This window comes from Martinezella sp. CNPSo 3890 (assembly GCF_057784455.1).
Genome location: NZ_JBXSOR010000005.1, coordinates 94,359 through 117,652 on the forward strand (window position 1 = coordinate 94,359; position 23,294 = coordinate 117,652).

General features: G+C 60.8%; 22 protein-coding genes and 1 riboswitch. Of the genes, 16 read left to right on the forward strand and 6 right to left on the reverse strand.

Annotated features, from left to right (window positions below; translation table 11 throughout):
- The first annotated feature begins 22 nt into the window (after positions 1–22).
- Positions 23–1,900 carry a sensor histidine kinase gene (locus AC13RC_RS15050; RefSeq protein WP_488557617.1) on the forward strand — a complete coding sequence of 626 codons (1,878 nt, stop codon included), beginning with the start codon at positions 23–25 and terminating at the stop codon, positions 1,898–1,900.
- Complete coding sequence (locus AC13RC_RS15055) at positions 1,897–3,273, forward strand: sigma-54-dependent transcriptional regulator (protein WP_488557618.1); 1,377 nt, start codon at positions 1,897–1,899, stop codon at positions 3,271–3,273. Before AC13RC_RS15050 ends, AC13RC_RS15055 begins: the two co-directional genes overlap by 4 nt.
- Before the next feature lie 52 nt (positions 3,274–3,325).
- Here the strand turns inward: AC13RC_RS15055 and AC13RC_RS15060 are convergent, their stop codons facing one another.
- Entirely contained in the window at positions 3,326–4,936 is a 1,611-nt protein-coding gene (locus AC13RC_RS15060; protein ID WP_488557619.1) for a hypothetical protein, read from the reverse strand.
- A gap of 213 nt (positions 4,937–5,149) precedes the next feature.
- Entirely contained in the window at positions 5,150–6,025 is an 876-nt protein-coding gene (gene yghU / locus AC13RC_RS15065) for a glutathione-dependent disulfide-bond oxidoreductase (RefSeq protein WP_113351133.1), read from the reverse strand.
- 200 nt (positions 6,026–6,225) lie between these two features.
- Here yghU and AC13RC_RS15070 point away from each other — a divergent pair, with 200 nt between their 5' ends.
- Positions 6,226–6,570 (forward strand): hypothetical protein, encoded by a 345-nt coding sequence (locus AC13RC_RS15070; RefSeq protein WP_488557620.1) that lies wholly within the window; start codon positions 6,226–6,228, stop codon positions 6,568–6,570.
- 16 nt (positions 6,571–6,586) lie between these two features.
- On the opposite strand, the gene AC13RC_RS15075 is transcribed toward AC13RC_RS15070, so the two are convergent.
- Complete coding sequence (locus AC13RC_RS15075; protein ID WP_015342994.1) at positions 6,587–6,733, reverse strand: DUF1127 domain-containing protein; 147 nt, start codon at positions 6,731–6,733, stop codon at positions 6,587–6,589.
- 228 nt (positions 6,734–6,961) lie between these two features.
- A riboswitch (TPP riboswitch) is annotated at positions 6,962–7,058 on the forward strand.
- Between the two features lie 51 nt (positions 7,059–7,109).
- Here AC13RC_RS15075 and thiM point away from each other — a divergent pair.
- Genes thiM through AC13RC_RS15095 form a run of 4 tightly spaced genes read left to right on the forward strand, consistent with a single transcriptional unit; the run spans position 7,110 to position 10,124 of the window.
- Positions 7,110–7,913 (forward strand): hydroxyethylthiazole kinase, encoded by an 804-nt coding sequence (gene thiM, locus AC13RC_RS15080; protein WP_488557621.1) that lies wholly within the window; start codon positions 7,110–7,112, stop codon positions 7,911–7,913.
- Positions 7,910–8,545, forward strand: a complete 636-nt coding sequence (thiE, locus tag AC13RC_RS15085; RefSeq protein WP_488557622.1) for a thiamine phosphate synthase — start codon at positions 7,910–7,912, stop codon at positions 8,543–8,545. Before thiM ends, thiE begins: the two co-directional genes overlap by 4 nt.
- Positions 8,542–9,363: a bifunctional hydroxymethylpyrimidine kinase/phosphomethylpyrimidine kinase gene (gene thiD / locus AC13RC_RS15090; protein WP_488557623.1), complete on the forward strand. Its 822-nt coding sequence runs from the start codon at positions 8,542–8,544 to the stop codon at positions 9,361–9,363. Before thiE ends, thiD begins: the two co-directional genes overlap by 4 nt.
- Positions 9,360–10,124 carry a 3-oxoacyl-ACP reductase gene (locus AC13RC_RS15095; protein ID WP_488557624.1) on the forward strand — a complete coding sequence of 255 codons (765 nt, stop codon included), beginning with the start codon at positions 9,360–9,362 and terminating at the stop codon, positions 10,122–10,124. Before thiD ends, AC13RC_RS15095 begins: the two co-directional genes overlap by 4 nt.
- A gap of 79 nt (positions 10,125–10,203) precedes the next feature.
- Here AC13RC_RS15095 and AC13RC_RS15100 read toward each other — a convergent pair whose 3' ends face one another.
- From AC13RC_RS15100 to AC13RC_RS15110, 3 genes are all read right to left on the reverse strand, one after another.
- Positions 10,204–11,076, reverse strand: coding sequence for an undecaprenyl-diphosphate phosphatase (locus tag AC13RC_RS15100; RefSeq protein ID WP_113351128.1), 873 nt, complete (start codon positions 11,074–11,076; stop codon positions 10,204–10,206).
- A 201-nt stretch (positions 11,077–11,277) separates the two neighbouring features.
- Positions 11,278–11,490, reverse strand: coding sequence for a hypothetical protein (locus AC13RC_RS15105; protein ID WP_113332702.1), 213 nt, complete (start codon positions 11,488–11,490; stop codon positions 11,278–11,280).
- A gap of 104 nt (positions 11,491–11,594) precedes the next feature.
- The gene (locus AC13RC_RS15110; RefSeq protein WP_069615499.1) at positions 11,595–12,299 is read right to left on the reverse strand and encodes a transcriptional regulator NanR; all 705 of its coding nucleotides are present in this window, start codon (positions 12,297–12,299) and stop codon (positions 11,595–11,597) included.
- 186 nt (positions 12,300–12,485) lie between these two features.
- Here AC13RC_RS15110 and oiaX point away from each other — a divergent pair, with 186 nt between their 5' ends.
- The 9 genes from oiaX to apnL all read left to right on the forward strand — a co-directional run bounded on the left by oiaX (position 12,486) and on the right by apnL (position 23,265).
- Positions 12,486–13,745: a 3-oxo-isoapionate-4-phosphate decarboxylase OiaX gene (gene oiaX / locus AC13RC_RS15115; RefSeq protein WP_488557625.1), complete on the forward strand. Its 1,260-nt coding sequence runs from the start codon at positions 12,486–12,488 to the stop codon at positions 13,743–13,745.
- Between the two features lie 5 nt (positions 13,746–13,750).
- A complete protein-coding gene (locus tag AC13RC_RS15120; RefSeq protein WP_488557626.1) occupies positions 13,751–15,085 on the forward strand; it encodes a four-carbon acid sugar kinase family protein in 1,335 nt (444 codons plus the stop codon).
- A gap of 90 nt (positions 15,086–15,175) precedes the next feature.
- Positions 15,176–16,003, forward strand: a complete 828-nt coding sequence (locus AC13RC_RS15125) for a phosphogluconate dehydrogenase C-terminal domain-containing protein (protein ID WP_113351125.1) — start codon at positions 15,176–15,178, stop codon at positions 16,001–16,003.
- 80 nt (positions 16,004–16,083) lie between these two features.
- A complete protein-coding gene (locus AC13RC_RS15130; RefSeq protein WP_113351124.1) occupies positions 16,084–17,025 on the forward strand; it encodes a D-ribose ABC transporter substrate-binding protein in 942 nt (313 codons plus the stop codon).
- A gap of 74 nt (positions 17,026–17,099) precedes the next feature.
- Positions 17,100–17,744: a DUF2291 family protein gene (locus AC13RC_RS15135; protein WP_145317886.1), complete on the forward strand. Its 645-nt coding sequence runs from the start codon at positions 17,100–17,102 to the stop codon at positions 17,742–17,744.
- Positions 17,741–19,294: a sugar ABC transporter ATP-binding protein gene (locus AC13RC_RS15140; RefSeq protein ID WP_488557627.1), complete on the forward strand. Its 1,554-nt coding sequence runs from the start codon at positions 17,741–17,743 to the stop codon at positions 19,292–19,294. The genes AC13RC_RS15135 and AC13RC_RS15140 overlap by 4 nt, the downstream gene beginning before the upstream one ends.
- A complete protein-coding gene (locus AC13RC_RS15145; RefSeq protein ID WP_113332709.1) occupies positions 19,291–20,355 on the forward strand; it encodes an ABC transporter permease in 1,065 nt (354 codons plus the stop codon). The genes AC13RC_RS15140 and AC13RC_RS15145 overlap by 4 nt, the downstream gene beginning before the upstream one ends.
- 1 nt (position 20,356) lies before the next feature.
- Positions 20,357–21,391: a Gfo/Idh/MocA family protein gene (locus AC13RC_RS15150; protein WP_488557628.1), complete on the forward strand. Its 1,035-nt coding sequence runs from the start codon at positions 20,357–20,359 to the stop codon at positions 21,389–21,391.
- Complete coding sequence (gene apnL / locus AC13RC_RS15155; RefSeq protein WP_488557629.1) at positions 21,388–23,265, forward strand: D-apionate lactonase; 1,878 nt, start codon at positions 21,388–21,390, stop codon at positions 23,263–23,265. The genes AC13RC_RS15150 and apnL overlap by 4 nt, the downstream gene beginning before the upstream one ends.
- Positions 23,266–23,294: the final 29 nt, after the last annotated feature.

The following is a 23,294-nucleotide window of genomic DNA, read 5'->3' on the forward strand; positions in this document are numbered from 1 at the left end:
GAATTGCGGGGCGCGCGAAATCATGCACAATACGGCAATGCTGCAGCGCCCGGCCAACGAACGATTTCTAACGCCCGAGCAACTGGGCCGGCGCTCCCGCCGGGTCTGGTTCGTGTTCGCGTTTCTAAGTGCGGCCATCATTGCGGCTGGCCTTTATGGCGCGAATTTCTATGGACGGCTCTCGGCAATAGAAACGCTGCAGCGGCAGGGGCACACGGATGCGAACCTCAAGGTTGCCCTGCTGCGCGCGGTCCTCGAACGTCCGCGCGCTTTGCCATTACTGCTGGCCGATGATCAGCAGGTGCGAGATGCGCTCGCTGACAAGCACATCGACGATGTCGTCGCCTTGGATCGCAAGCTCGAAAGTCTCGTCTCCGGCACCAGCGCATCCGTCCTTTACGTCACCGGCAAGGACGGCGTTGCTATGGCCTCCAGCAACTGGCGCGAGCCGCTGAGCTTCGTCGGCAATGATTATTCTTTCCGCGATTACTTTCGCAAAGCCATGGAAACGGGAACCGCCGAGCATTACGCGCTCGGCACGGTCAGCAATCGTCCCGGCCTCTACATTTCCCGACGCGTTGGCGATGTCGGCTCCGCGCTTGGTGTCGTTGTGGTGAAGATGGAATTCGATCAGCTGGAGGCCGACTGGAGCGAGACCGGCCGCCCCGCTTACGTGACCGACGAACGCGGTGTCGTGCTCATCACCAGCCTGCCCTCATGGCGCTTCATGACGACCACCCCTCTTGCGCGCGAGGAAGCCGATGCCATTCGAAAAAGCCTGCAGTTCGGCGCGGCACCGCTTTCGCCCCTTCCGGTCAGCCACCCCGAAAAAGTCGGCCCGGATGCAACCATCGTGCGCGCCATTTTGCCTGGAAGCAGCGCTGCGGAATATTTGCGGCTGACGGTCGCCGTTCCATCAACACCCTGGCAGCTTGGCTACCTGATCCCGACCGATCAGGCGATCGCCTCGTCCGTGCGCGAGACGCGCTTCCTTGCCTTGACCGTCCTTCTGCCGATCCTCGCATTCGCCGCTTTCCTGCTGCGTCGCCGCGATGTTTCTGCCATGCAGATCGCCATCAGCAGGATCGCGCGCGAGGAGCTGGAACGCCGGGTTCTCGAGCGCACGGAGGATCTCAGCCAGGCCCGCGACCGGCTGGAGGCGGAAATTGCCGACCACCGTGCGACGGAAGCCAAGCTGCAAGGCGTGCAGCAGGATCTCGTGCAAGCCAATCGCCTTGCCATCCTGGGTCAGGTCGCCGCCGGCGTCGCGCATGAAATCAATCAGCCGGTCGCGACGATCCGCGCCTATGCGGAGAATGCCAATGTCTTCCTTGATCGGCAGCAGACAGAGCCAGTGAAGGAAAACCTTTCGGCGATCGCGGCGCTGACCGAGCGTATCGGCACGATCACCGAAGAACTGAAAGCCTTCGCCCGCAAGGGAAGGACTGCCCCAGAGCCGGTCGACCTCAGAAGCGTGATCGAGGGAGCCGTGGTTCTGCTGCGGAGCCGCTTTGCCGGCCGCCTGGATGCGTTGAAGATCGAGCTGCCGCCAACGGGGCTCGGTGTTGTCGGCACGCGCATCCGGCTGGAACAAGTGCTGATCAACCTCTTTCAAAATGCTCTGGAAGCCCTGGAAGGCCGCGATCAGGCCAAGGTGGAGGTGTCGGTGCGCGAAACTTTGGATGAGGTCGAGGTCGTGGTTTCGGACAACGGCCCCGGTATTCCAACGACGATCCTCGATTCGCTGTTTACCCCTTTCAATACATCCAAGGAAAAGGGTCTCGGCCTTGGTCTCGTCATTTCAAAAGATATCGTCGTCGACTATGGCGGCCGGATCGATGTCGAGAGCAATGGCAGCGGCACACGCTTCACCGTCCATTTGCGCAAGGCCACACCATGAATGAGAGTTTCCCCGTTTTCCTCATCGACGACGACAAGGATCTGTTGAGGGCGACGAAACAGACGCTGGAATTGGCTGGTTTCGCCGTATCCGCCTTCTCTGCTGCAGCCGAAGCGCTTCTTGTTCTCGACGCCGGTTTTGCGGGTGTTGTCGTCTCCGATATCCGCATGCCGCAGATGGATGGACAGCAGCTCTTTGCCCGCATCAAGACGCTCGACGCTGATCTACCGGTCATTCTCATGACGGGTCATGGCGATATTCCGATGGCGGTGCAGGCGATCCAGGACGGCGCCTATGATTTCATCGCGAAGCCCTTCGCCACGGACCGGCTGGTGCAAAGCGTGCGACGCGCGGCTGAGAAACGAAGGCTCATCCTGGAGAATAGGGCATTGCGGCAAGCGGCGGAGCAGGCGCAGGGCGATCTGCCTCTGATTGGCCAGACACCCGCCATCGAGCGGCTGCGCTATACGCTGCGGCAGATCGCTGATACGGATGTCGATGTACTTGTCACGGGCGAGACCGGCAGCGGCAAGGAAGTGGTGGCGAGCCTGCTGCATCGCTGGAGCCGGCGCGCGAAGGGTAATTTCGTCGCGCTGAACTGCGGCGCCCTGCCCGAAACCGTGATTGAAAGCGAGCTGTTCGGCCATGAGCCCGGCGCTTTTACCGGCGCGCAGAAAAAGCGCGTTGGGCGCATCGAATATTCCAGCTCCGGCACCCTGTTTCTCGACGAGATCGAAAGCATGCCGCCGGCGATCCAGGTGCAGATGCTGCGCGTGCTTGAGATGCGCGAGGTGACGCCGCTCGGCACCAACGAAGTCCGCCCTGTCGATCTTCGCGTCGTGGCGGCGGCGAAGGTCGATCTCGCCGATCCTCGCCAACGCGGCGATTTTCGCGAGGATCTCTATTATCGCCTCAACGTCGTCACACTTTCCATTCCGCCACTGCGTGAACGGCGCGATGACATCCCGCTGCTCTTCGGCCATTTTGCCGATCGCGCCGCCGGCCGCTTCAAGCGCGAGGTGCCGGTCCTATCCACAGCAGTGCGCCGCCATCTGCAGCAGCACGACTGGCCGGGCAACGTTCGCGAACTCTCGCATTTTGCCGAGCGCTTCGTGCTCGGCCTCGAATCGGCAACAACGGCAAAATCCGGCGAGGTACCGGCGGCGGACGAAGGTTTGCCCTTGCCGGTTCGAGTAGAACGTTACGAAGCCGAACTCATTCGCGCAACCCTGTCGCAGAACAATGGCGATGTGCGCCGTACTATCGAAGCGCTCGGCATTCCCAGGAAGACTTTCTACGACAAGCTCCAGCGGCACGGCATCGTCAGAGGCGATTTCGCTGGTTTTGACGGGGGCGAGCGCCGAGGTTCGTGATCCATCGCCAAGAGCGGACTATGCCAGCTGAAGCGGGTTTCCACCACGCGCTTCAGGCACTGCGGCGCATCTCCTTGATGTTGGAACCGGCGCTTAGTCGAGCCGCTGCCTCGGCGGTGCGATCCAGAACCAGCATCGCTTGCGCGATCACCGTCGCAAGCGCTTCATCGCTCTTGGAAGCAGCCACGACCAGCGGCGCGCTCAAACAAATTCTAAGGGCACTTGCCGGTACATCACCAAAATCGGCGCAGCGAACGGGCTGCCCGAGACGCACGGACGCAACCCCATCACCGTCGATGGCCAGCTCCTTGTAGACCGCCGCCATTTCCGTCGCAGTCAGCATCGCGCCATCCGTGCAATTGCGCAGGTAGAACGAGAAAATGGAGGGAATCTCGTCCCAGCGAAGAGCCGATGATGCGCCCCCCAGTTCACGCCTGTCCAATGGCCGGCTGTGCAAAGGCTCGAAGGCCGGATCGTTCGCAAGACGATCAGAGACGGCGTCGGCAAAGGCGGACAAAACGGCGACCACGCGATCTTCAGGAATATCCAGAAAACGTCCGAGTTCGAACAGCGCGGCTTTCCAGCGTAGCAGCAGGCCGAAATTGGCTCTATCCGGCAAGATATCGCGAGCGGCCCAGCCCTCCGGCCACTCTGCCTTTCCGCAATAATCCGCCAAGGCCGCTGGCAGTGCGCACGATTTGAAGCGCTCCGACATTTGGGGCGGGCAGAGAAGCGCCCCGCTGAAAATCGGTCCGGCAAGGAATTTCGAACCCGTGAGCGCGACCATGAAGCCATGGGCGAGATATGCGCGGATCGTCGCCGCCGACAGGCGAAACTGGCAGGCGTCGATCATGATATCCAGCAACGGACCGAAGCGCTGCTTCAGACGCAGAACGGTCCCGAGACCCGGGGCCAGCAGGCTGGTTTTCGAAACGTCCGTGACCACAAGCAGGCATCTGAGGCCGGCTGCGCGGGCAAGTTCGATGAGGCCGCGCAACTCCTCCTCCACCTCGCTCTCGGTGCGAAGAGAGCCATCCTTGTTGCGCACAGCAATGGCGGCGTTGCGCGTCGCGTCGCCCGCCCGCAATTCCTCACCCTTGACAACAGCTCGCTCGCTGCTGACGCGGCTCATGAAATGCCGCCCGGCCGACGCCGTCATGACGCCGCTGCCCGTCTCGTTCCCCATCAGCGTGATGGTCATCAGGGCACGTTCGTCCTCGCCTGCCAACAGCGAGGCCGAAAAAAGATGGATGTCCGTGCCCGATGTGGCCAGAATGGCATCGATCCGCGGCTGCGACGATTGGCTGAGGCCAAGCAAGCGCAGCAGATTGTCACGCACGCGCCCGATTTCGCGGTCGTAGATAGCCTTCGGCGAGCTTGTTTCCATCTCCTGCGTCAAATCCGCGTAATAGGATTCGACCGCGACAAAGGCGGCGGCGGAGATGGTCGATGCCGTCGACGAACCGAAAGCGAGATCTTCGGGTCGGGGCGAGGGGCCATAGCCATACATGTTGAGCCCGCTGACCGGATCGCAATCCAGCCGTTCGTCGCCGCCCGACACCAGATGTTTCAGAAGCGCACCCCTCGCCTCGCCTCGCTGCTGCGACGACGCACCCGCGGTCACGTTCTCATCCAGGGTACAGTCGTCAGCAATTTGCTGCATGGAGAAGCATTCCTCTTTCGCCGAACTCGAAAACGCTTCGCAGGATCGCGCCGCGCTCTATGCCGAGCGACGGACCCTCGGCAGCCGAACTTTATGCTTCGCAAGGTGGAGCGAGGCTGACTTGTCGAGACCGGCAACGCCGGTGGCAAGAGCAATAAAAAGCTCGCGATCCGGAGGACCGCGAGCTCATTTCAGCAAAAGGGAATTGTCGTATCAGCCAGCGGCTTCCAGCTTATCCTGCGTCTTCGTCTCGAAGTCGCTGGCATCGTGGCGCTCACGCAGCTGCTCGGATGGATCGCCCGACATGCGGTTGACCATGCGGCCGCGCTTGACGGTAGGACGCGCGTAGATTTGCTCTGCCCAGCGCTGAACATTCTTGTAATCCTGCACCTGCAGGAACTCGGCCGCGCCATATTGCCAGCCTTTGACCAAGCCGCCGTACCACGGCCAGATGGCAATATCGGCGATCGTATAGTCGCTGCCGGCGATATATTCGCTTTCGGCCAGCCGACGGTCGAGCACGTCGAGCTGACGCTTCACTTCCATGGCGAAGCGATCGATCGCATATTCGATCTTTGTCGGAGCATAGGCGTAGAAATGACCGAAGCCGCCGCCGAGATAGGGCGCGCTGCCCATCTGCCAGAACAGCCAGGAAATGCATTCGGCCCGAGCCGGCTGCTCGGTAGGCAGGAAGGCGCCGAATTTCTCGGCGAGATACATCAAAATCGAGGCCGATTCGAAAACGCGGACCGGCTTCGGACCGCTGCGGTCGAGCAAAGCCGGGATCTTCGAGTTCGGATTGACATCGACGAAACCGCTGCCGAACTGATCGCCCTCGCCGATCTTGATCAGCCAGGCATCATATTCCGCGCCGCTGTGACCAAGTGCCAGCAGCTCTTCGAGCATAATGGTGACCTTCACGCCATTCGGCGTTCCAAGCGAATAGAGCTGAAGGGGATGACGTCCCACCGGCAGTTCTTTCTCGTGAGTCGGGCCGGCAATCGGGCGATTGATATTGGCGAACTGGCCGCCATTGGCCTTGTTCCAGGTCCAGATTTTCGGCGGCGTATATTCGGCAGAACCGGTCATGGGCATCCTCCTTTTTCGGGAATCGAATTTGGGCGATCTTCGATGTAGCGCGCTACATAGGTCGCACATAGGGGCCGCTCTTCATTTTTGCGAGAGGAGAATGCGCACACTTTAATGCGGAAGCGCTCCTGCCGCTTGGGCTGAGCTGCGTCGCCTCATTTCCAAGTTAGGTCATTGCCAATCTTCTGGAGGTCCATGAAATGAAAAAGCCTGCCGCGGGAGGAGGAGCGGCAGGCTTTTTACAAGAACCGAACAGCGGATGGGAGGAGGAGTTCCGCTATTCCTGCAGCCGTCCCTGGGAGGAGGATAAGGACGTCTGCGAAGCGAAGGGATGCGGGAGGAGATGCATCGCTTCGATGAGAAGAACATACCAGTCTTTTGCTCAGTTCATAGGCATTTCTTTGCAAGGCAGTTATGCGCCATGCGAAAAGCAGAGAGCTAAATTGATGCAATCTTCAGCAAGCGCGGCGAAAAGGAACGGTGATATTCATAAAGCAAAAGCGCCTGCTCAAGGGAACAGGCGCTGGCATAATTCAGCTTTATAAGGAGCCGGTGCGGCCGTTAGCGAGCGATCGCTGCGCGGGCAACATTGCGGATTTCGCCGCGATCGATACCCAGATCATGCAGTTCGCGCGTGGACATACGGCCCAGTTCGGCGACCGTCTGACGATACTTGCGCCAGTTATTGAAAGAGCGTGCTACGTTCATGATGATCCCCTTTCCTTGGGCTTTCGAAGCTGAGCGGCCGTGCTTGGCGCTCCCGTCGCTTCGATGAGAAATATATAGTCGAAGCCCACAGGTTTTTGCAGAGCTAAGGGATCACTCCACCTATGCATCCATCGCATGGGTCGCCGAGAAAGCAGGCAATCTCACTCGCCAGCATGACTTTTGTAATTTGCTGGTGACAGCGCCGTCTTTGTCTGCGAAAAGAAGAGAGATGAGAGACAGGGGCGTCCGCCATCCGGCGGGCTGAGAAGCACCCTTCGAACCTGAACCAGATCATGCTGGCGGAGGGAGTCGCTCGGGACCTCGTAAAGTACCAGCACGTCGTCCCTGTGCGTCTCGCCCGCCTGAAAGGGGCGATATGCAAGACCAGACAACTGCAGGCAATCTGCTTCGCACCATGCGGGCTAACCCTCCGCTGGTGCAATGCATCACCAATTTCGTCGCCATGAATATCGCGGCCAATGTGATGCTTGCCGCCGGGGCATCGCCGGCAATGGTACATGCCGAAGAGGAGGCCGGCGAGTTTGCCGCTATCTCCGGCGCGCTGACGATCAATATCGGCACGCTCTCGTCCGGCTGGCTTGCGGGCATGCTGAAGGCTGCCCGGTCGGCAAACGAGGCGGGCAAGCCTTGGGTCCTCGATCCCGTCGCCCATTATGCGACCACGTTCCGCCGCAAGGCGGTCGCGCAATTGATCGAGCTAAAGCCGGCGATCATTCGCGGCAATGCATCCGAGATCATCGCGCTTGCCGGCGGCACGAGCCGCGGCCAGGGCGTCGATAGCCGCGACGCCGTCGAACACGCGGAAGATTCCGCCCGGCAATTGGCGGGAAAGCATGGCTGCGTCGTTGCAGTTACCGGCGTTACGGATTTCGTGACTGACGGGCGGAGGGCAAAGCGCATCGCCGGCGGTTCGTCATTCATGCCGCAGGTGACGGCCCTCGGCTGCTCGCTGACCTGCCTCGTCGGCGCCTTTGCCGCAGCAACGCCGGATGATCCATTCGATGCGACCGTTGCGGCGCTCGCGGTCTTTGCCGTCGCCGGCGAACAGGCCGGAGCGGCTGCAGACGGGCCGGGCTCCTTTTCCTGGCGCTTCCTCGACGCCCTCGCCGGCCTTAGCCCGGAAGTGCTGGATCGCAATGCAGGGATATCGGCGGCATGAAAGACTTCGATCTCTCGCTCTATCTCGTCCTCGATCCCATGCTGTGTGCCGATCTCGGCATGATTGAAACCACCCGTGCAGCCATTGCCGGCGGCGCAACCATCGTACAGCTGCGCGACAAGCATGCACCGACAGCCGCCATGATCGAGACGGGCCGCGCCCTCAAGGAAATCCTGCACAGAACGAATGTCCGGCTGATCGTCAACGACAATGTCGAGGCTGCCATCGCCATTGGCGCCGATGGCCTCCACATCGGACAGGAGGATATGAATGCCGCCGAAGCACGCCGCCTGATCGGGCCGGACATGATCCTCGGCCTCTCGGTGGAAACGGAAGCTCTCGCTTCCTCCATAGATCCCGGCATCGTCGACTATGCCGGGATCGGCCCGGTCTTTGCCACGCCCACCAAGCCCGATCACAAGCAGCCGATCGGCTTCGACGGGCTTGCACGCATCGTCAGGCTATGCCCCGTTCCATCGGTCGCGATCGGCGGCCTCAAGGGAGAGCATGCCGCAAGCGTTTACTCGGCCGGAGCCGATGGTCTCGCGGTCGTCTCGGCCATATGCGGCCAACCGGACCCGCAAGCCGCGACAACTGTCATCGCGAACACCATCAAGGAGGCTCGCCAATGATCCGCAATGTCTTATCCATCGCTGGCTCCGATCCCTCCGGCGGCGCTGGCATTCAAGCCGACCTGAAGGCTTTCTCTGCCCGCGGCGTTTATGGAATGGCAGCGCTGACTGCCTTGACCGCGCAAAACACGCAAGGCGTCTCCGGCGTCCATCCGGTGCCTCCACATTTCGTGGCAGACCAGATCAATGCGATCTTTGCCGACGTCCATGTGGATGCCGTCAAGATCGGCATGATCGCCAATGCCGCCATCGCCAGTGCCGTCGCGGACATTCTGGCGCGACATCGCGATGTACCCGTCGTCCTCGACCCGGTCATGATCGCCAAGGGTGGCGCCGCCCTACTGGCTGCCGATGCCGTTGACGTGCTGACCACGCGGCTGCTGCCGCTGGCGACCGTCGTTACACCGAACCTGCCCGAAGCTGCTGCGCTGTTGCATGACGTGGAGGCGAAAAGCCGCGAAGACATGGCGTGTCAGGCGCTTGCTTTGGCCATGCTCGGGCCTTCGGCAGTCCTCGTCAAGGGTGGTCATCTCGAAGGGGATGAAAGCCCGGATGTGCTCGCAAGCGGCGATCATGTGACCTGGTTCGAGGCGGAGCGGCTGCCGACCAAGAATACGCATGGAACAGGCTGCACGCTCTCCAGCGCTATCGCGGCAGAGATCGCCAAGGGCCTGTCGCTTCCCGAAGCTGTCGCCGTCGGCAAGACCTATCTCGCCGCCGCGGTTGCTGCCGCAGGCCAGCTTTCCGTCGGAAGCGGCCACGGGCCTGTGCAGCATTTCCATGCGCTCTGGCCAAACAGACAAGGAGCAGAGAAATGAGCCTCTCACTCAAAGATCAGATTGTCATCGTTTCCGGTGCGGGACGCGGCCTTGGTGCCGCGATAGCGACGGCCTTCGCCCGGGAAGGTGCGAAAGTGGCGGTCAACTATCGCGCCAGCCGCGAGAGCGCGGAGGCGCTCGCAGCAAAGCTCGGCGATCATGCAAAGGCCTTTCAAGCCGATATCCGCGACCTCGAAGACACCAAGCGGCTCGTCTTCGAGGTGACCGGGTATTTCGGCGTGCCGACGACCATCGTCCACAATGCGTTGGCTGATTTCAGCTTCAACGGTGACGCACGTTCGAAGCTGGATGCCTTGAGCTGGGCCGAGATGACCAGGCAGCTGGAAACCGCGCTGGAGGGCGCCTTGAACCTCATACAAGCGGCGCGGCCGGCGATGGCGCAGGCAGGCTTTGGACGGATTGTTACGATCGGTACAAATCTCTTCCAAAACCCCGTGGTGCCCTATCACGATTATACAGCCGCCAAGGCGGCATTGCTGTCGCTCACCCGCACGGCTGCCGCCGAACTCGGGCCACTCGGAATCACCGTCAACATGGTCTCCGGCGGCCTTCTGCGCACGACGGATGCAAGTGGCGCTACTCCGGAATCTGTATTCGACATCATAGCCGCGAATACGCCGCTGCGCCGCGTCACCACGCCCCACGAGGTTGCCGATGCGGTTCTTTTCTTTGCAAGCCCTTGGGCACGGGCCGTTACCGGACAGAACCTGATCGTCGATGGCGGCCTGGTCTTCGGATAGTCGCTCCGCAACGAAAAAGGCGCTGCTCTCCAGAGCAGCGCCACCTTTTAAGTCCGCAGCACGCTAAAAATCAGTTTGCTCAGGCCCAGCCCATGGTCAGCACGCCAAAAAGAATGACGGCGCCGAGCACGATTCGGTAGATGACGAAAGGCCAGGTCGAAAAGCGCTCCAGGAAGCGCATCAGCCCCCAGATGGTGATGAACGACGATATGCTGCCGACGATCAGGCCGACGAGCAGAACCGACCAGGCTTCCATCGGAATATGCGCCTTATGAAGCTCATACAGTTCCTTCAAGCCGGCGAGCGCAATGGCAGGCAAGCCGAGCAGGAAGGAGAATCGGGCGGCTTCCTCGCGCTTCAATCCGAGGAAGAGCGCGCCGGTCAGCGTCGAACCAGAGCGAGAAACGCCGGGAACGAGCGCGCCGACCTGCGTGATGCCGACGAACAGAGCATCGATCAGCGTCATCTGCTCAATGTCTTTCCGATGGCGGCTGTAGAGTTCGGCGATCGCCAGCAACAAGCCCATGACCAGGCAGGCGATACCGATCACCCAAAGGCTGCGGAGCGAGGTGCCACAGGCATTCAGGGAGGATGACAGCAGCAGACCGGCGATCACGATCGGTACGGTCGCGATCACGATGGCGATCGCAAGCCGTATGGAGGGAGAACTCCAGTCCCTTTGCCTGATGGCATCGAGCGACCCAAATGTGACGTAACGAACGTCGCTCCAAAAATAGGAGACGATCGCGGCGAGTGCTGCTAGCTGCATCGTAGCCGAGAAGGCAGAACCGGGGTCCTGCCAGCCAAGCAGGGCCGGCACCAGGCGCATATGGGCAGTGGACGAAACCGGCAGCAGCTCGGTCAATCCCTGCACGATGCCCAGAATTGCAATCTTGGCATAGCCCAGGGCAACGAAGCCCGTATCCACGCCTTGCGTACAAACATCAGCCACGTTTTGATATCCTCAGTTGTTCATGGGGGCTTTGCACCGGAGTGGTGCGACGAACTAGCTGTGAAACTGGTTCCCGGTTTGAAATTGGCAACACCTGGTTAGGGCGTCGCCGATTTCGCATCGGGACAGGTCGAGGATATAGCCGCGCAGGCTGAACTCTATCTGAAATTGCCGGCTCGAATTTCGGAGTTTGGCGTATTTCTAGCCTTCATCATCCGGCAGCGCCTGCATGTAGCGGATCATGGTGTAGAAGCCTGCAAGGAGGACCAGGGCGCCTGCCGCATGATGCAGATTGTGCAGCAGCGCATGATGATGCCTGAGCAGAAGGCAGCTCAGATTGTAAAGTGTTACGGCCACTGCTGTCATCAGGGCGGCCAGGAAAAGCGCCATGTTTCGCTGAAAGAAATCAATCATCACGCACACCTCATTTGAGTACCAATAGATTCCATTGGGATTTGGGAGGAATTACGACAGGGGGCATCCAGGCGCCGTGCCGGCGCGGGGGCGAGAACGGATGTTCATTTTGTGTAGAGCGCGCGCGATCTTTCCAAATGCTTGAGCATTGCCTGCTCGGCGCCATCTGCATCGTTTTCAGCCAGGCGCGCAAGGATTTCCTCATGTTCGACTAGGGTGAACTTTTCCTTGCCGGTCCAGATCAGCATGTCGGTGTGATAGGCTTTCAGCCATGCGAGCATCGCTTCGCTGACAGCCGCGAAGATCGGATTGCCGGAAATCTGAGCGATGCGCGTGTGGAACTGCATATCGGCAGAAATGAAGTCCTCGGCGTGTCCGAGGGACGCGCGCTGCCGCTCGATGATCTCATTGAGATCGGCGACATCTTTCTTGCTTGCACGCTGGGCCGCCTCGCGGGCCATGCCGCGCTCGAAGAAGATGCGGGCGCTCTTCAGCTGTTCGAGCGAATCGGATGATTGCGACAGCATGATCTTTGCGGTGAGGTCGACCTGCCGGAAGATCGACTTCGCCGTCAACTGAAGCACCTTGGCGCGTTCGCCGTGGGAAATGTTGACCAGCCCCATATTGGCAAGTGCCTGCATGGCTTCGCGGATTGCCGGACGCCCGACACCGAAGCGCTCCATAAGAACACGCTCGGACGGCATCTCATCGCCAGGCTTGAGCTCTCCCGACGTGATCAACCGCTCCAATCGGTCGAATACTTCATCGGATAGCTTTCGACGTACAATTTGTTCGACTGGCTGGCTCATGGAATCCCGCTTTCCCAAAGCTTTTCCTCCCTTATGCATTTTTGGCCGCCATGGCGGAAGCCCATACGAGTCGCCTTATCTGCAACCGGACAAAAAAATCGTTGCAGAAGTTGGAATACTCATTATACCAGATCACCAGTTTGCGCCACGCGAAAAATCGTCGGCGAGAGGAGCATTCATCCACTCATGACCATCACCATCACCTACCGTATTGAAACGCCCGGCAGCATCGAGGCGATGGCTCGTAAGATCGCCAGCGATCAGTCGACCGGCACCTTTGTCGCCGTGCCGGGCGAAACGGAAGAGCTCAAGGCGCGTGTGGCCGCGCGTGTCCTCGCGATCCGCCCCCTTGCCGACGCCGAGCGTTCAACCTGGCCGGAGGTGGCCGAGGACCATGGCCCGATCCATCGCGCCGATGTCGACATCGCCTTCCCGCTGGATGCCATCGGCACCGATCTTACGGCGCTGATGACGATCGCGATCGGCGGCGTCTTTTCGATCAAGGGCATGACCGGCATCCGCATCGTCGATATGAAGCTGCCGGAGGCCTTCCGTGATGCGCATCCCGGCCCGCAATTCGGGGTTGCCGGCAGCTTGCGTCTGACCGGAGTCAGCGGTCGCCCGATCATCGGCACGATCGTCAAGCCGGCGCTCGGTCTTCGGCCAGAGGAAACGGCCGCGCTTGTCGGCGAGCTGATCGGCTCGGGCGTCGATTTCATCAAGGATGACGAGAAGCTGATGAGCCCGGCCTATTCGCCGCTCAAAGAGCGCGTCGAAGCCATCATGCCGCTGATCCTCGATCACGAGCAGAAGACGGGCAAGAAGGTCATGTATGCCTTCGGCATTTCGCATGCCGATCCCGATGAGATGATGCGCAACCACGATCTCGTGCTGAAGGCCGGCGGCAATTGCGCTGTTGTCAACATAAACTCTATCGGGTTCGGCGGCATGAGCTTCCTGCGCAAGCGCTCCAGCCTCGTCCTGCATGCGCATCGCAATGGTTGGGATGTGCTGACGCGCCATCCCGGCGCCGGCATGGATTTCAAGGTGTACCAGCAGTTCTGGCGCTTGCTCGGCGTCGACCAGTTCCAGATCAACGGCATCAGGGTCAAATATTGGGAACCGGACGATAGCTTCGTCGAATCCTTCAAGGCCATCAGTACGCCGCTCTTCGATCCCACAGACTGTCCGCTTCCTGTCGCCGGCTCCGGTCAATGGGGCGGCCAGGCGCCGGAAACCTACCAGCGCACCGGCCGGACAACGAACCTTCTCTATCTCTGTGGCGGCGGCATCGTCAGCCATCCCTTCGGACCGGCGGCCGGCGTTCGCGCCATCCAGCAGGCCTGGCAGGCAGCGGTTTCGGACATACCGCTTGCCGACTATGCGAGGGATCATCCGGAGCTTGCCGCCTCAATCGCAAAATTCAGTGACGGCAAGGACGCCTAACAGCAATGTCCAACCTTCTTCTCAGCTATTACGGCGACGATTTCACCGGCTCCACCGACGTCATGGAGGCGCTTGCCTCAAATGGCGTGCCGACGGCTCTCTTCCTCGGCATTCCAGGTGAAGCCATGCTGGAGCGGTTCAAGGATTGCCGCGCCATCGGCATTGCCGGCACCAGCCGCAGCGAAACGCCGCAATGGATGGATGAGCATCTGACGCCTGCAATCGAATGGCTAAAGAGCCTCGATGCCGCGATATGCCATTACAAGGTCTGCTCGACCTTCGATTCCAGTCCCGTCATCGGCAACATCGGCAAGGCGATCGAGATCGGCAAAGCGCTCTTTGCACAACCCGTCGTGCCCGTTGTGGTCGGAGCGCCGCAGCTGAAACGCTACACCGCTTTCGGCCACCTTTTCGCGGCCTACCAAGGCGAAGTCTTTCGCATCGACCGGCATCCGGTCATGAGCCGGCATCCCGTTACGCCAATGGATGAGGCCGATCTCACCTTGCATCTGAGCAGGCAGACGTCCCTCCCCGTCAGCCTCGCCGATCTCATCACGATCCAGGCAGCCGATGCCGATGCGCGGCTCGATGCTCTGGCGAGAGGCAAGGAGGGTGTCCTGCTGCTTGATGTCGACAGCCCGGAAACCCAGGCTGCCGCAGGACATCAGCTGTGGCGCCTTGCAGGCAAAGGCAATGCTTTTGTCGCAGGCTCGTCCGGTGTCGAATATGCCCTTCTCAATGCCTGGCGCAACGAAGGTTTGATCGGAGAAAAGCCGGAGTTTGCTCCTCCCGGCAAGGTCGACCGCCTCGCGGTCGTCTCCGGCAGCGTATCGCCGACGACCGAACGGCAAATCCGGCGTGCCACAGCCGACGGTTTTGACGGCATCGATCTCGATCCCATAGAGCTTGTCGGCGAGAGCGGCGAGCGTGCTCTGGACGCAGCCGTCGCCGCGGGCGTGGCCAGCCTCAAGGCCGGCCGCAGCGTCATTCTTCATACGGCACTCGGCCCATCCGCCGACCGCGGCGGCGATATCGACCGCATTCCCGGCGCCCGCCATCGCCTGGGGCAGGCTCTCGGCACGATCCTGCGGCAGTTAATCGAGCAGGAAAACCTCGGTCGCGTCGTCATTGCCGGCGGCGACACGTCGAGCCACGCGCTCAAGGAAGTGCGCGTCGAGGCCCTGACGACGCTTCTTCCATTGCCGCAAACCCCCGGCTCGCCGCTTTGCACCGCCCATGGCAGCTACGCGCCCACCAATGGCCTGCAGATCGCGCTGAAAGGCGGGCAGGTCGGCACCGACGATTACTTCGCGCAGATCCGCGACGGGAGGGGATCATAGCTGCGGCATTCTTCGGTATGATATTGGCATACTCATTGACTCATTATACCACTTGCGATACCACACATTGAAAGTGAACGAGGTACTAAGATGACTGCAATTGCTCTTTTCGGCGCCGGCGGCAAAATGGGCTACCGGCTCGCCAAGAACCTGAAAGGCTCGCGCTTCGATGTGCGCCATGTCGAGGTCAGCGATGCCGGCAAGGCCCGCCTGAAGAATGACCTTTCTATTGATTGCGTCCCCGTCGATGCCGCGCTGGACGGCGCAGAGGTCGTGATCCTTGCAGTACCGGATACCGCGATCGGCAAGGTTGCCACCGGCATCGTCGATAAGCTGAAGCCCGGCACGATGGTTGTCGCGCTCGACGCCGCCGCCCCCTTTGCAGGCCATCTGCCGCAGCGCGAGGACCTCACCTATTTCGTCACCCATCCCTGCCATCCGCCGATCTTCAACGACGAGACTGAGATGCAGGCCAAGAAGGACCATTTCGGCGGCCTCTTTGCCAAGCAGCATATCGTTTCGGCACTGATGCAAGGTCCGGAAAGCGCCTATGCGCTCGGCGAGGAAATCGCCAAGGTCATCTGGGCGCCGGTCATGCGTTCGCACCGGGTCACCGTCGAGCAGATGGCGATGCTGGAGCCGGGCCTTTCAGAAACGGTCTGCGCCTCGCTGCTCGTCGTCATGCGTCAGGCTATGGATGAGTGCGTCGCCCGCGGCGTTCCGGCGGAAGCCGCCCGCGACTTCCTGCTCGGCCACATGAACGTACTCGGCGCCGTCATCTTCAAGGAAGTCGACGGCGTGTTCTCCGATGCCTGCAACAAGGCGATAGAATTCGGCATCCCTGCCCTCATGCGCGACGACTGGAAGAAGGTTTTCGAGCCGCAGGAGATCGCAGAAAGCATCCGTCGCATCACCTGATCGACGTCCCCCGGGAGGGCAATGCCCGCCCCTTGCCGCCCTGCCGGGAACAGGGCCTGTTTCATAACTGGGAGGAGACCATGAAACTGACACGCAGACTGACACTTGCAGCCTTTACCGCCGCACTGGCGCTGGGCACGGCGATGCCGGCCTTCGCGGCCGACCTAATCGCCATCATCACGCCGGCCTTCGACAATCCATTCTTCAAGGCAGAGGCCGTCGGCGCCGAAGCCAAGGCGAAGGAGCTGGGCTACGACACGCTCGTCATGACGCATGACGACGATGCCAATAAGCAATCGGAAGTCATCGACACAGCGATCGGGCGTGGCGCCAAGGCCATCATCCTCGACAATGCTGGTGCGGATGCGACGGTCGCCGCCTTGAAGAAGGCCAAGGATGCGGGCATCCCCTCCTTCCTCATCGATCGCGAAATCAACGTCACCGGCATCGCCGTCGCCCAGATCGTTTCCAATAATTACCAGGGCGCGCAGCTCGGCGCGCAGGAATTCGTCAAGCTGATGGGCGAGAAGGGCAACTATGCCGAGCTCGTCGGCCGCGAAGCCGATACCAATGCCGGTATCCGCTCGCAGGGTTATCACGACGTCATCGACGACTATCCCGACCTGAAGCTGGTCGCCAAGCAGTCGGCGAACTGGAGCCAGACCGAAGCCTATGCCAAGATGGAAACTATCCTGCAGGCAAATCCCGATATCAAGGGCGTGATCTCGGGCAACGACACTATGGCGATGGGCGCAATTGCCGCTCTGCAGGCCGCCGGCCGCAAGGACGTGATCGTCGTTGGTTTCGACGGGTCGAACGATGTGCGCGACTCCATCAAGGCGGGCGGCATCAAGGCGACGGTCATGCAGCCGGCTTACGCCCAGGCCCAGAAGGCGGTCGAACAGGCCGACGCCTATATCAAAAACAAGACGGCGCCGAAGGATGAGAAGCAATTGATGGATTGCGTCCTCATCAATGCCGACAACGCCGACAAGCTCGAAACCTTCGCACTGAAGAACTGATAGCGGACCACTAAGTGGGAGGGCGCGGAACCGCGCTCTCCCGATGTCTTTCCTGCGAGATCGAGGTGCATTGCATGTTGAGGACCAGAGGCGCGCTCGTGGCCCTTGTTTTGGCGGCGGCATTGCCCGGCTGCAAGATTATCAAAACGCCGACGCCCGAGGAGAAGGCGGCAGCGGCGGCAAAGAGTGCCTTCGACCCCGCAGCCAAGGTGGAGGCGATCTGGCAACCCCAGGCACTGCCCGCTATTGAGAAGCGCGCGGGTGACATTAAGACGGTGCTGCAAGCCATAGCCGCCAATCCGGACGATGCCGGCGCAAAATACGGAAACCCGCGAAAACAGGCTTCATCGCCGTGGACTTATGCCGTCAAACTGAGCGGCAAGATCGTGGCTGCCGACACAGCCTCTCGCGCCGGAACCCTCGACGTCGATGTGGATGGCGATGGCAAGCCGGACGCGAAGGTACAGATCGGCCCTGCGATCCGAGGTACGGCGCTACGCGACGCGCTTGATTTCCTGGACTTCAACGAATTCAGAAATCAGATCGAGTGGGCTCAATTCGGCAAAGCCTTCAATGAGAAGGCAAACTCGTCCTTTCTGGCAGCTCTGCCTCGCAACGAGCTGATCGGAAAGACGATCACCGTAACGGGCGCGTTTCCGCTGCCGCCATCCGGCCAGCTTCCCCTGATCACGCCTTCGGCCCTGACATTGGGGCAATGATCATGAGCGGAACCCCAAGCAACGACATCATCCTGCGCCTGGAGGACGTTTCCAAGGTCTATTCAGGCATCGTCGCCGTCAGGCACGCCAACCTCGAGCTGCACCGCGGCGCGGTCAATGTGCTCGTCGGCGAAAACGGTGCCGGCAAGTCTACCCTGATGAAAGTCATCGCCGGGGTCGAACGGCCGACTTCGGGCCGCATCCTGCTCGAGGGCGAGGAAGTCTCCTTCGGCAGCCCGGCTGACGCACAGGCCCGCGGAATCGGCATGATCTTCCAGGAGCTCAATCTCTTTGCCAACATGACGGTGGCCGAGAACATCTTCGCCACGCGCGAAATCACCCGCGGCATTTTCGGTATCGATCACAAGGCGCAGATCGCAAGGGCCAACGCGTTTCTGGATCGGCTCGATGCCGGCATAGGCGCCGAAACCATGGTGGAAGACCTGCCGATCGGGCAGCAGCAGCTCGTCGAGATCGCCAAGGCCATATCGCTTGACGCCCGTATCCTCATCATGGACGAGCCGACATCGGCGTTATCTGCGGCTGAGGTCGACATTCTGTTCAAGGTCATTGTGGAACTGAAGGCTCAAGGCGTCGCCATCGTCTATATCTCGCACCGGCTCGAAGAGCTGATGCGGATCGGCGACTACATCACCGTGCTGCGCGACGGGCAGATCACCGGTCAGGCGATGGTTCGTGATATCGATACGAAATGGATCGTCCGCTCGATGATCGGATCGGATGCCAAGGACTTCGCCAGGGACGGCGGCCATGCGATCGGCAAAGAAGCCTTCCGTGCCGAGGAGATCAGCCTGCCGCGGCGCACGGGCGGCCTTGCCGTCGATCATGTCTCGTTATCGGTGCGCGCCGGCGAAATCCTCGGCATCTACGGCCTGATGGGTGCCGGGCGTAGCGAATTCTTCGAATGTGTGATGGGCCGGCATATGCACTCGACCGGGCGGATCTACATCGATGGGGTCGAGGTTCGCGCCCGCGACACCACCCGGCGCATCCGGCAAGGCCTGGCATTGATCCCCGAGGACCGTCAGCGCGAGGGACTGGTGCAGGTCCTGTCCATCGCCAGCAATTTAACGCTTGCGAGCCTCAGCCGCTTCGCCCGGCTGTTTTTCCATATCGATCCGGGTGCCGAAAAGAACGCCATTCGCGAGATGATCCGCGATCTCTCGATCAAGGCGCCCAATCCAGATTTCGAGGTCACCTCCATGTCCGGCGGCAACCAGCAGAAGGTCGTCATCGGCAAAGCGCTGATGACCGATCCGAAGGTGCTTTTGATGGATGAGCCGAGCCGCGGCATCGATGTCGGCGCCAAGGCCGACGTCTTCCGCACCATGCGTAGGCTCGCGGGCAAGGGTCTGGCAATCTTGTTTTCAACATCGGACCTTGAAGAGGTCATGGCACTTTCGGACCGCATCGCAGTGCTCAGCAACGGCAAGCTCGTGACCGTTCTCGACCGAAGCGAAGCGACGGAAGAGGCCATCATCGCGGCATCCGCCAAGGGACACGGACATACAGGGAAACTCGCGTCATGACCGCAGACACGTCCTCCGCCTTTGCGACCAATCGCTCGAACGGCTCCGTTCTCTTGACGCTGATGAAGCTCAGGACCTTCATCGCGCTGTTTGCCGTCGTCATCTTCTTTGCGATCTTTGCACCGAACTTCACCTCGACCGCCAACATCATCCTGATGTCGAAGCATGTCGCGCTCAACGCCTTTCTCGCCATGGGCATGACCTTCGTGATCGTCACCGGCGGGATCGATCTATCGGTAGGCTCAATTGTCGGCCTCTGCGGCATGGTGGCAGGCGCCCTTATCCTCAACGGCGTCGAACTGCCGATCGGCTATACCGTTTACTTCAACATCTACGAGATCATTCTCATCACGCTGGCCGTCGGGCTGCTGATCGGGCTCATCAACGGCCTGCTCATCACCAAGCTCAACGTCGCACCCTTCATCGCCACGCTCGGAACGCTCTATATCGCCCGCGGCCTCGCGCTCCTGTCGTCCGACGGTCAGACCTTTCCGAACCTGGTGGGCCGACCGGAATACGATACGACAGGCTTCGATGTGTTCGGCGCCGGCCGCATGCTTGGTCTGCCCGTTTCCATCTGGATCCTGATCGTGCTGGCGCTACTCGCCGCCTATGTCGCCCGCTCGACACCGATCGGCCGGCACATTTTCGCCGTCGGCGGAAATGAGCGCGCTGCGCGCATGTCCGGCATCCGCGTCGATGTGGTCAAGATTTTCGTCTACATGTTCTCGGGGCTCTGCGCTGCCATCGTCGGCATTGTCATATCGTCGGAGCTGATGGCGGCGCATCCGGCGACCGGTGAAAGCTTCGAGCTGAACGCAATCGCGGCAGCGGTGCTCGGCGGCACCTCCATGTCGGGCGGCCGCGGCACCATAGGCGGCACGATCATCGGCGCCTTCGTCATCGGCATCCTTTCGGACGGCCTTGTGATGATGGGCGTCTCATCCTTCTGGCAGATGGTCATCAAAGGATTGGTCATCATCATCGCTGTCGTCGTGGATCAGGCGCAGCGGCGTCTCCAGCAGCGCGTAACTCTCATGCAAATGGCAAAGGCAGGCTGAAATGGCAGAACTCAAGGGCGCATTGATCGGTTGCGGCTTCTTCGCGATCAATCAGATGCATGCGTGGCAAGACGTCGAAGGCGCCAGCATCGTCGCGATCTGCGACCGCGACCCGGAGCGGCTGAAACTCATCGGCGACCAGTTCGGCATCGAACGCCGCTACACCGACGCGACAGCGATGTTTGCCGATGGCGGCTTCGATTTCGTCGACATCGCAACGACGGTGCAAAGCCATCGCGCCCTGGTGGAAATGGCTGCCTCGCACAAGATCCCGGCGATCTGCCAGAAGCCTTTCGCAAAGACGTTGAGCGACGCCAAGGCGATGGTAGAGGCCTGTGCGCGAGCCGGCGTGCCGCTGATGGTGCATGAGAACTTCCGCTGGCAAACGCCCATTCAGGCGGTCAAGCGTGCCCTCCAGTCCGGCGCGATCGGCGAGCCCTTCTGGGGGCGCTTCTCCTTCCGCTCCGGCTATGATGTGTTTTCGGGGCAGCCCTATTTGGCCGAAGGCGAACGGTTCATCATCGAGGATCTCGGCATTCATACGCTCGACATCGCCCGCTTCATCCTCGGCGACGTTTCTTCACTGACGGCCCGCACCAAACGGGTCAATCCGAAGATCAAGGGTGAGGATGTCGCAACCATCCTGCTTGACCATGAGAACGGCGCGACCTCGATCGTCGATGTCAGCTATGCCTCCAAGCTTGCGACCGAGCCATTTCCTGAAACGCTGATCGAGCTCGACGGCACGCGAGGCACCATTCGCCTCTCGCAAGGCTATCGCCTCGAGGTCAACGGCCCCGATGGCGTGAGCGTCACGGATGCGTCACCGCGGCTTCTGCCTTGGGCTTCGCGCCCTTGGCACAACATCCAGGAGAGTGTTCTGGCGATCCAACAGCATTGGACCGACCGTCTTACCGACGGAGGCGAAACCTCGACGTCGGGCGCTGACAATCTCAAGACCCTGGCGCTTGTCGAGGCCGCCTATGAGAGTGCCGCCAACGGGAGATCCGTCGATATCGGAGCGATGCTGCGATGAAGACCGAGATCGATCCGTTCCAGCTTTACGGCACGCGCGAGCTCGAAACGCCGCCGGTGCGACTGACAGCGGGCAGGATTGAGGTCGACTTCAAGGACGGCAATCTCCGGGCCATCCGCTATGATGGCGTGGAGGTTCTGCGGGCCGTTTCCTATCTGGTTCGCGATCGTGATTGGGGCACCTATGCGCCCGATATCGACGATCTGCGGATCAATCAGCATCAGGATGGCTTTTTCGTCAGCTATGTTGCGCGTTGCAGAGGCCCTGAGAATAGCGAACTTGCGATTGACGTGCGGATAACAGCTGAGGCCGATGAAGCCCTTACCTTCGAGGCAATAGCGCTCTCGACGACCGGCTTCGAAACCAACCGCTGCGGCTTCTGTATCCTGCACCCGATCGTGGGTGTTGCCGGTACACCGGTATCGGTCGAGCATGTCGATGGCAGCCGCGAGAGCACGCATTTCCCCGATCTTATCGAACCCTGGCAGCCCTTCAAGGATATGCGGGCGATTACGCATGGCGTGATGGCGAGCGTGACCGCTGAGTGCCGGATGGAAGGCGACACCTTCGAGATGGAAGATCAGCGCAACTGGTCCGATGCTTCCTACAAAACCTATGTTCGCCCGCTTGCCCTGCCTTGGCCCTATCGCATTCCGGCCAGCGAGCCGATACGGCAACGTATCGTTCTGGCCATCGGGGATAAGCGGCGTTCTCCACCCTCTTTTTCCCATACGTCGGATGCCGCGATCACCCTAAGCGCGGGGACAAAATCCGGTACCATGCCATCGATCGGCCTTGTCGTTACGCCGGAGGAAGCGGATGCGACGCTGGCTGCGCGCGAGCGCTTAGATGAAATTGCCCCCCAGGAACTGCTGTTTCACTTCGATCCCGATGCCGGCCATGGCGCTGATGCGTTCAAACGCTTCGCAGCCGTTGCCGCGATTCATGCCGGCAGATCAACGCTGGAAATCGCATTGCCCTGTCACCAGCCATCTCTTGTTGAAACACAGCAAATAGCAGGCTGGATGCGAGCGGCCGGCTTCAAGCCCGATGCAATCATGATCTCGCCTTCCATGGACCGGCAATCGACGCCGCCGGGCAGCAAATGGCCCGAATGCCCGCCTCTTGAGGAAGTCTATGTCGCCGCGCACGCCACCTTTCCCGATGTGCGTATTGGCGGCGGCATGCTGAGCTATTTCACGGAACTCAATCGCAAACGGGTGCCCGCCGATACGCTCGGCTTCATCACCCATTGCACCAATCCGATCGTCCATGCGGCTGACGATCTGAGCGTCATGCAGACACTGGAAGCACTGCCCTTCATCACGCGTTCCGTGCGCGCCATCTACGGAGACAAGCCTTACCGTATCGGCCCCTCGACCATACCGATGCGCCAGAACCCCTATGGTAGCCGGACCATGGACAATCCCCATGGCGCACGCATCGCCATGGCCAACACCGATCCGCGGCACAATGCCCGCTTTGGCGAGGCCTTTGCACTCGGCTATGCCGCCCGCGTCCTCGATGCCGGACTGGAATGCCTGACGCTTTCGGCCCTGACCGGGCCTTTTGGCCTGATCGCCGGAGAAAAAGAGCCGTCGGCGCCGGGAATCACACGACCGCTCTTTAACGTCGTTTCCACCTTGTCTCGCCTCGCAGGCAGCCAGTGGCAGGAGTGCCTGTCGTCCGATCAGACCTCCGTGCTCGCCTTCATCACGGCGCAGCCTGGAGCGGTTCGACAACTCCATTTGGTCAACATCACACCCGCCTCGCAACAGATTCAGCTGGGAAGGTTCCGGCTGCTGGAGCAGCCCGGAAATACGAGGCTTACGCTTGATGCCTATAGCACCGCTTCCACGACTTTGATGGATTGACCTTCATTCGCAGACGCGCAAGTTAGTCC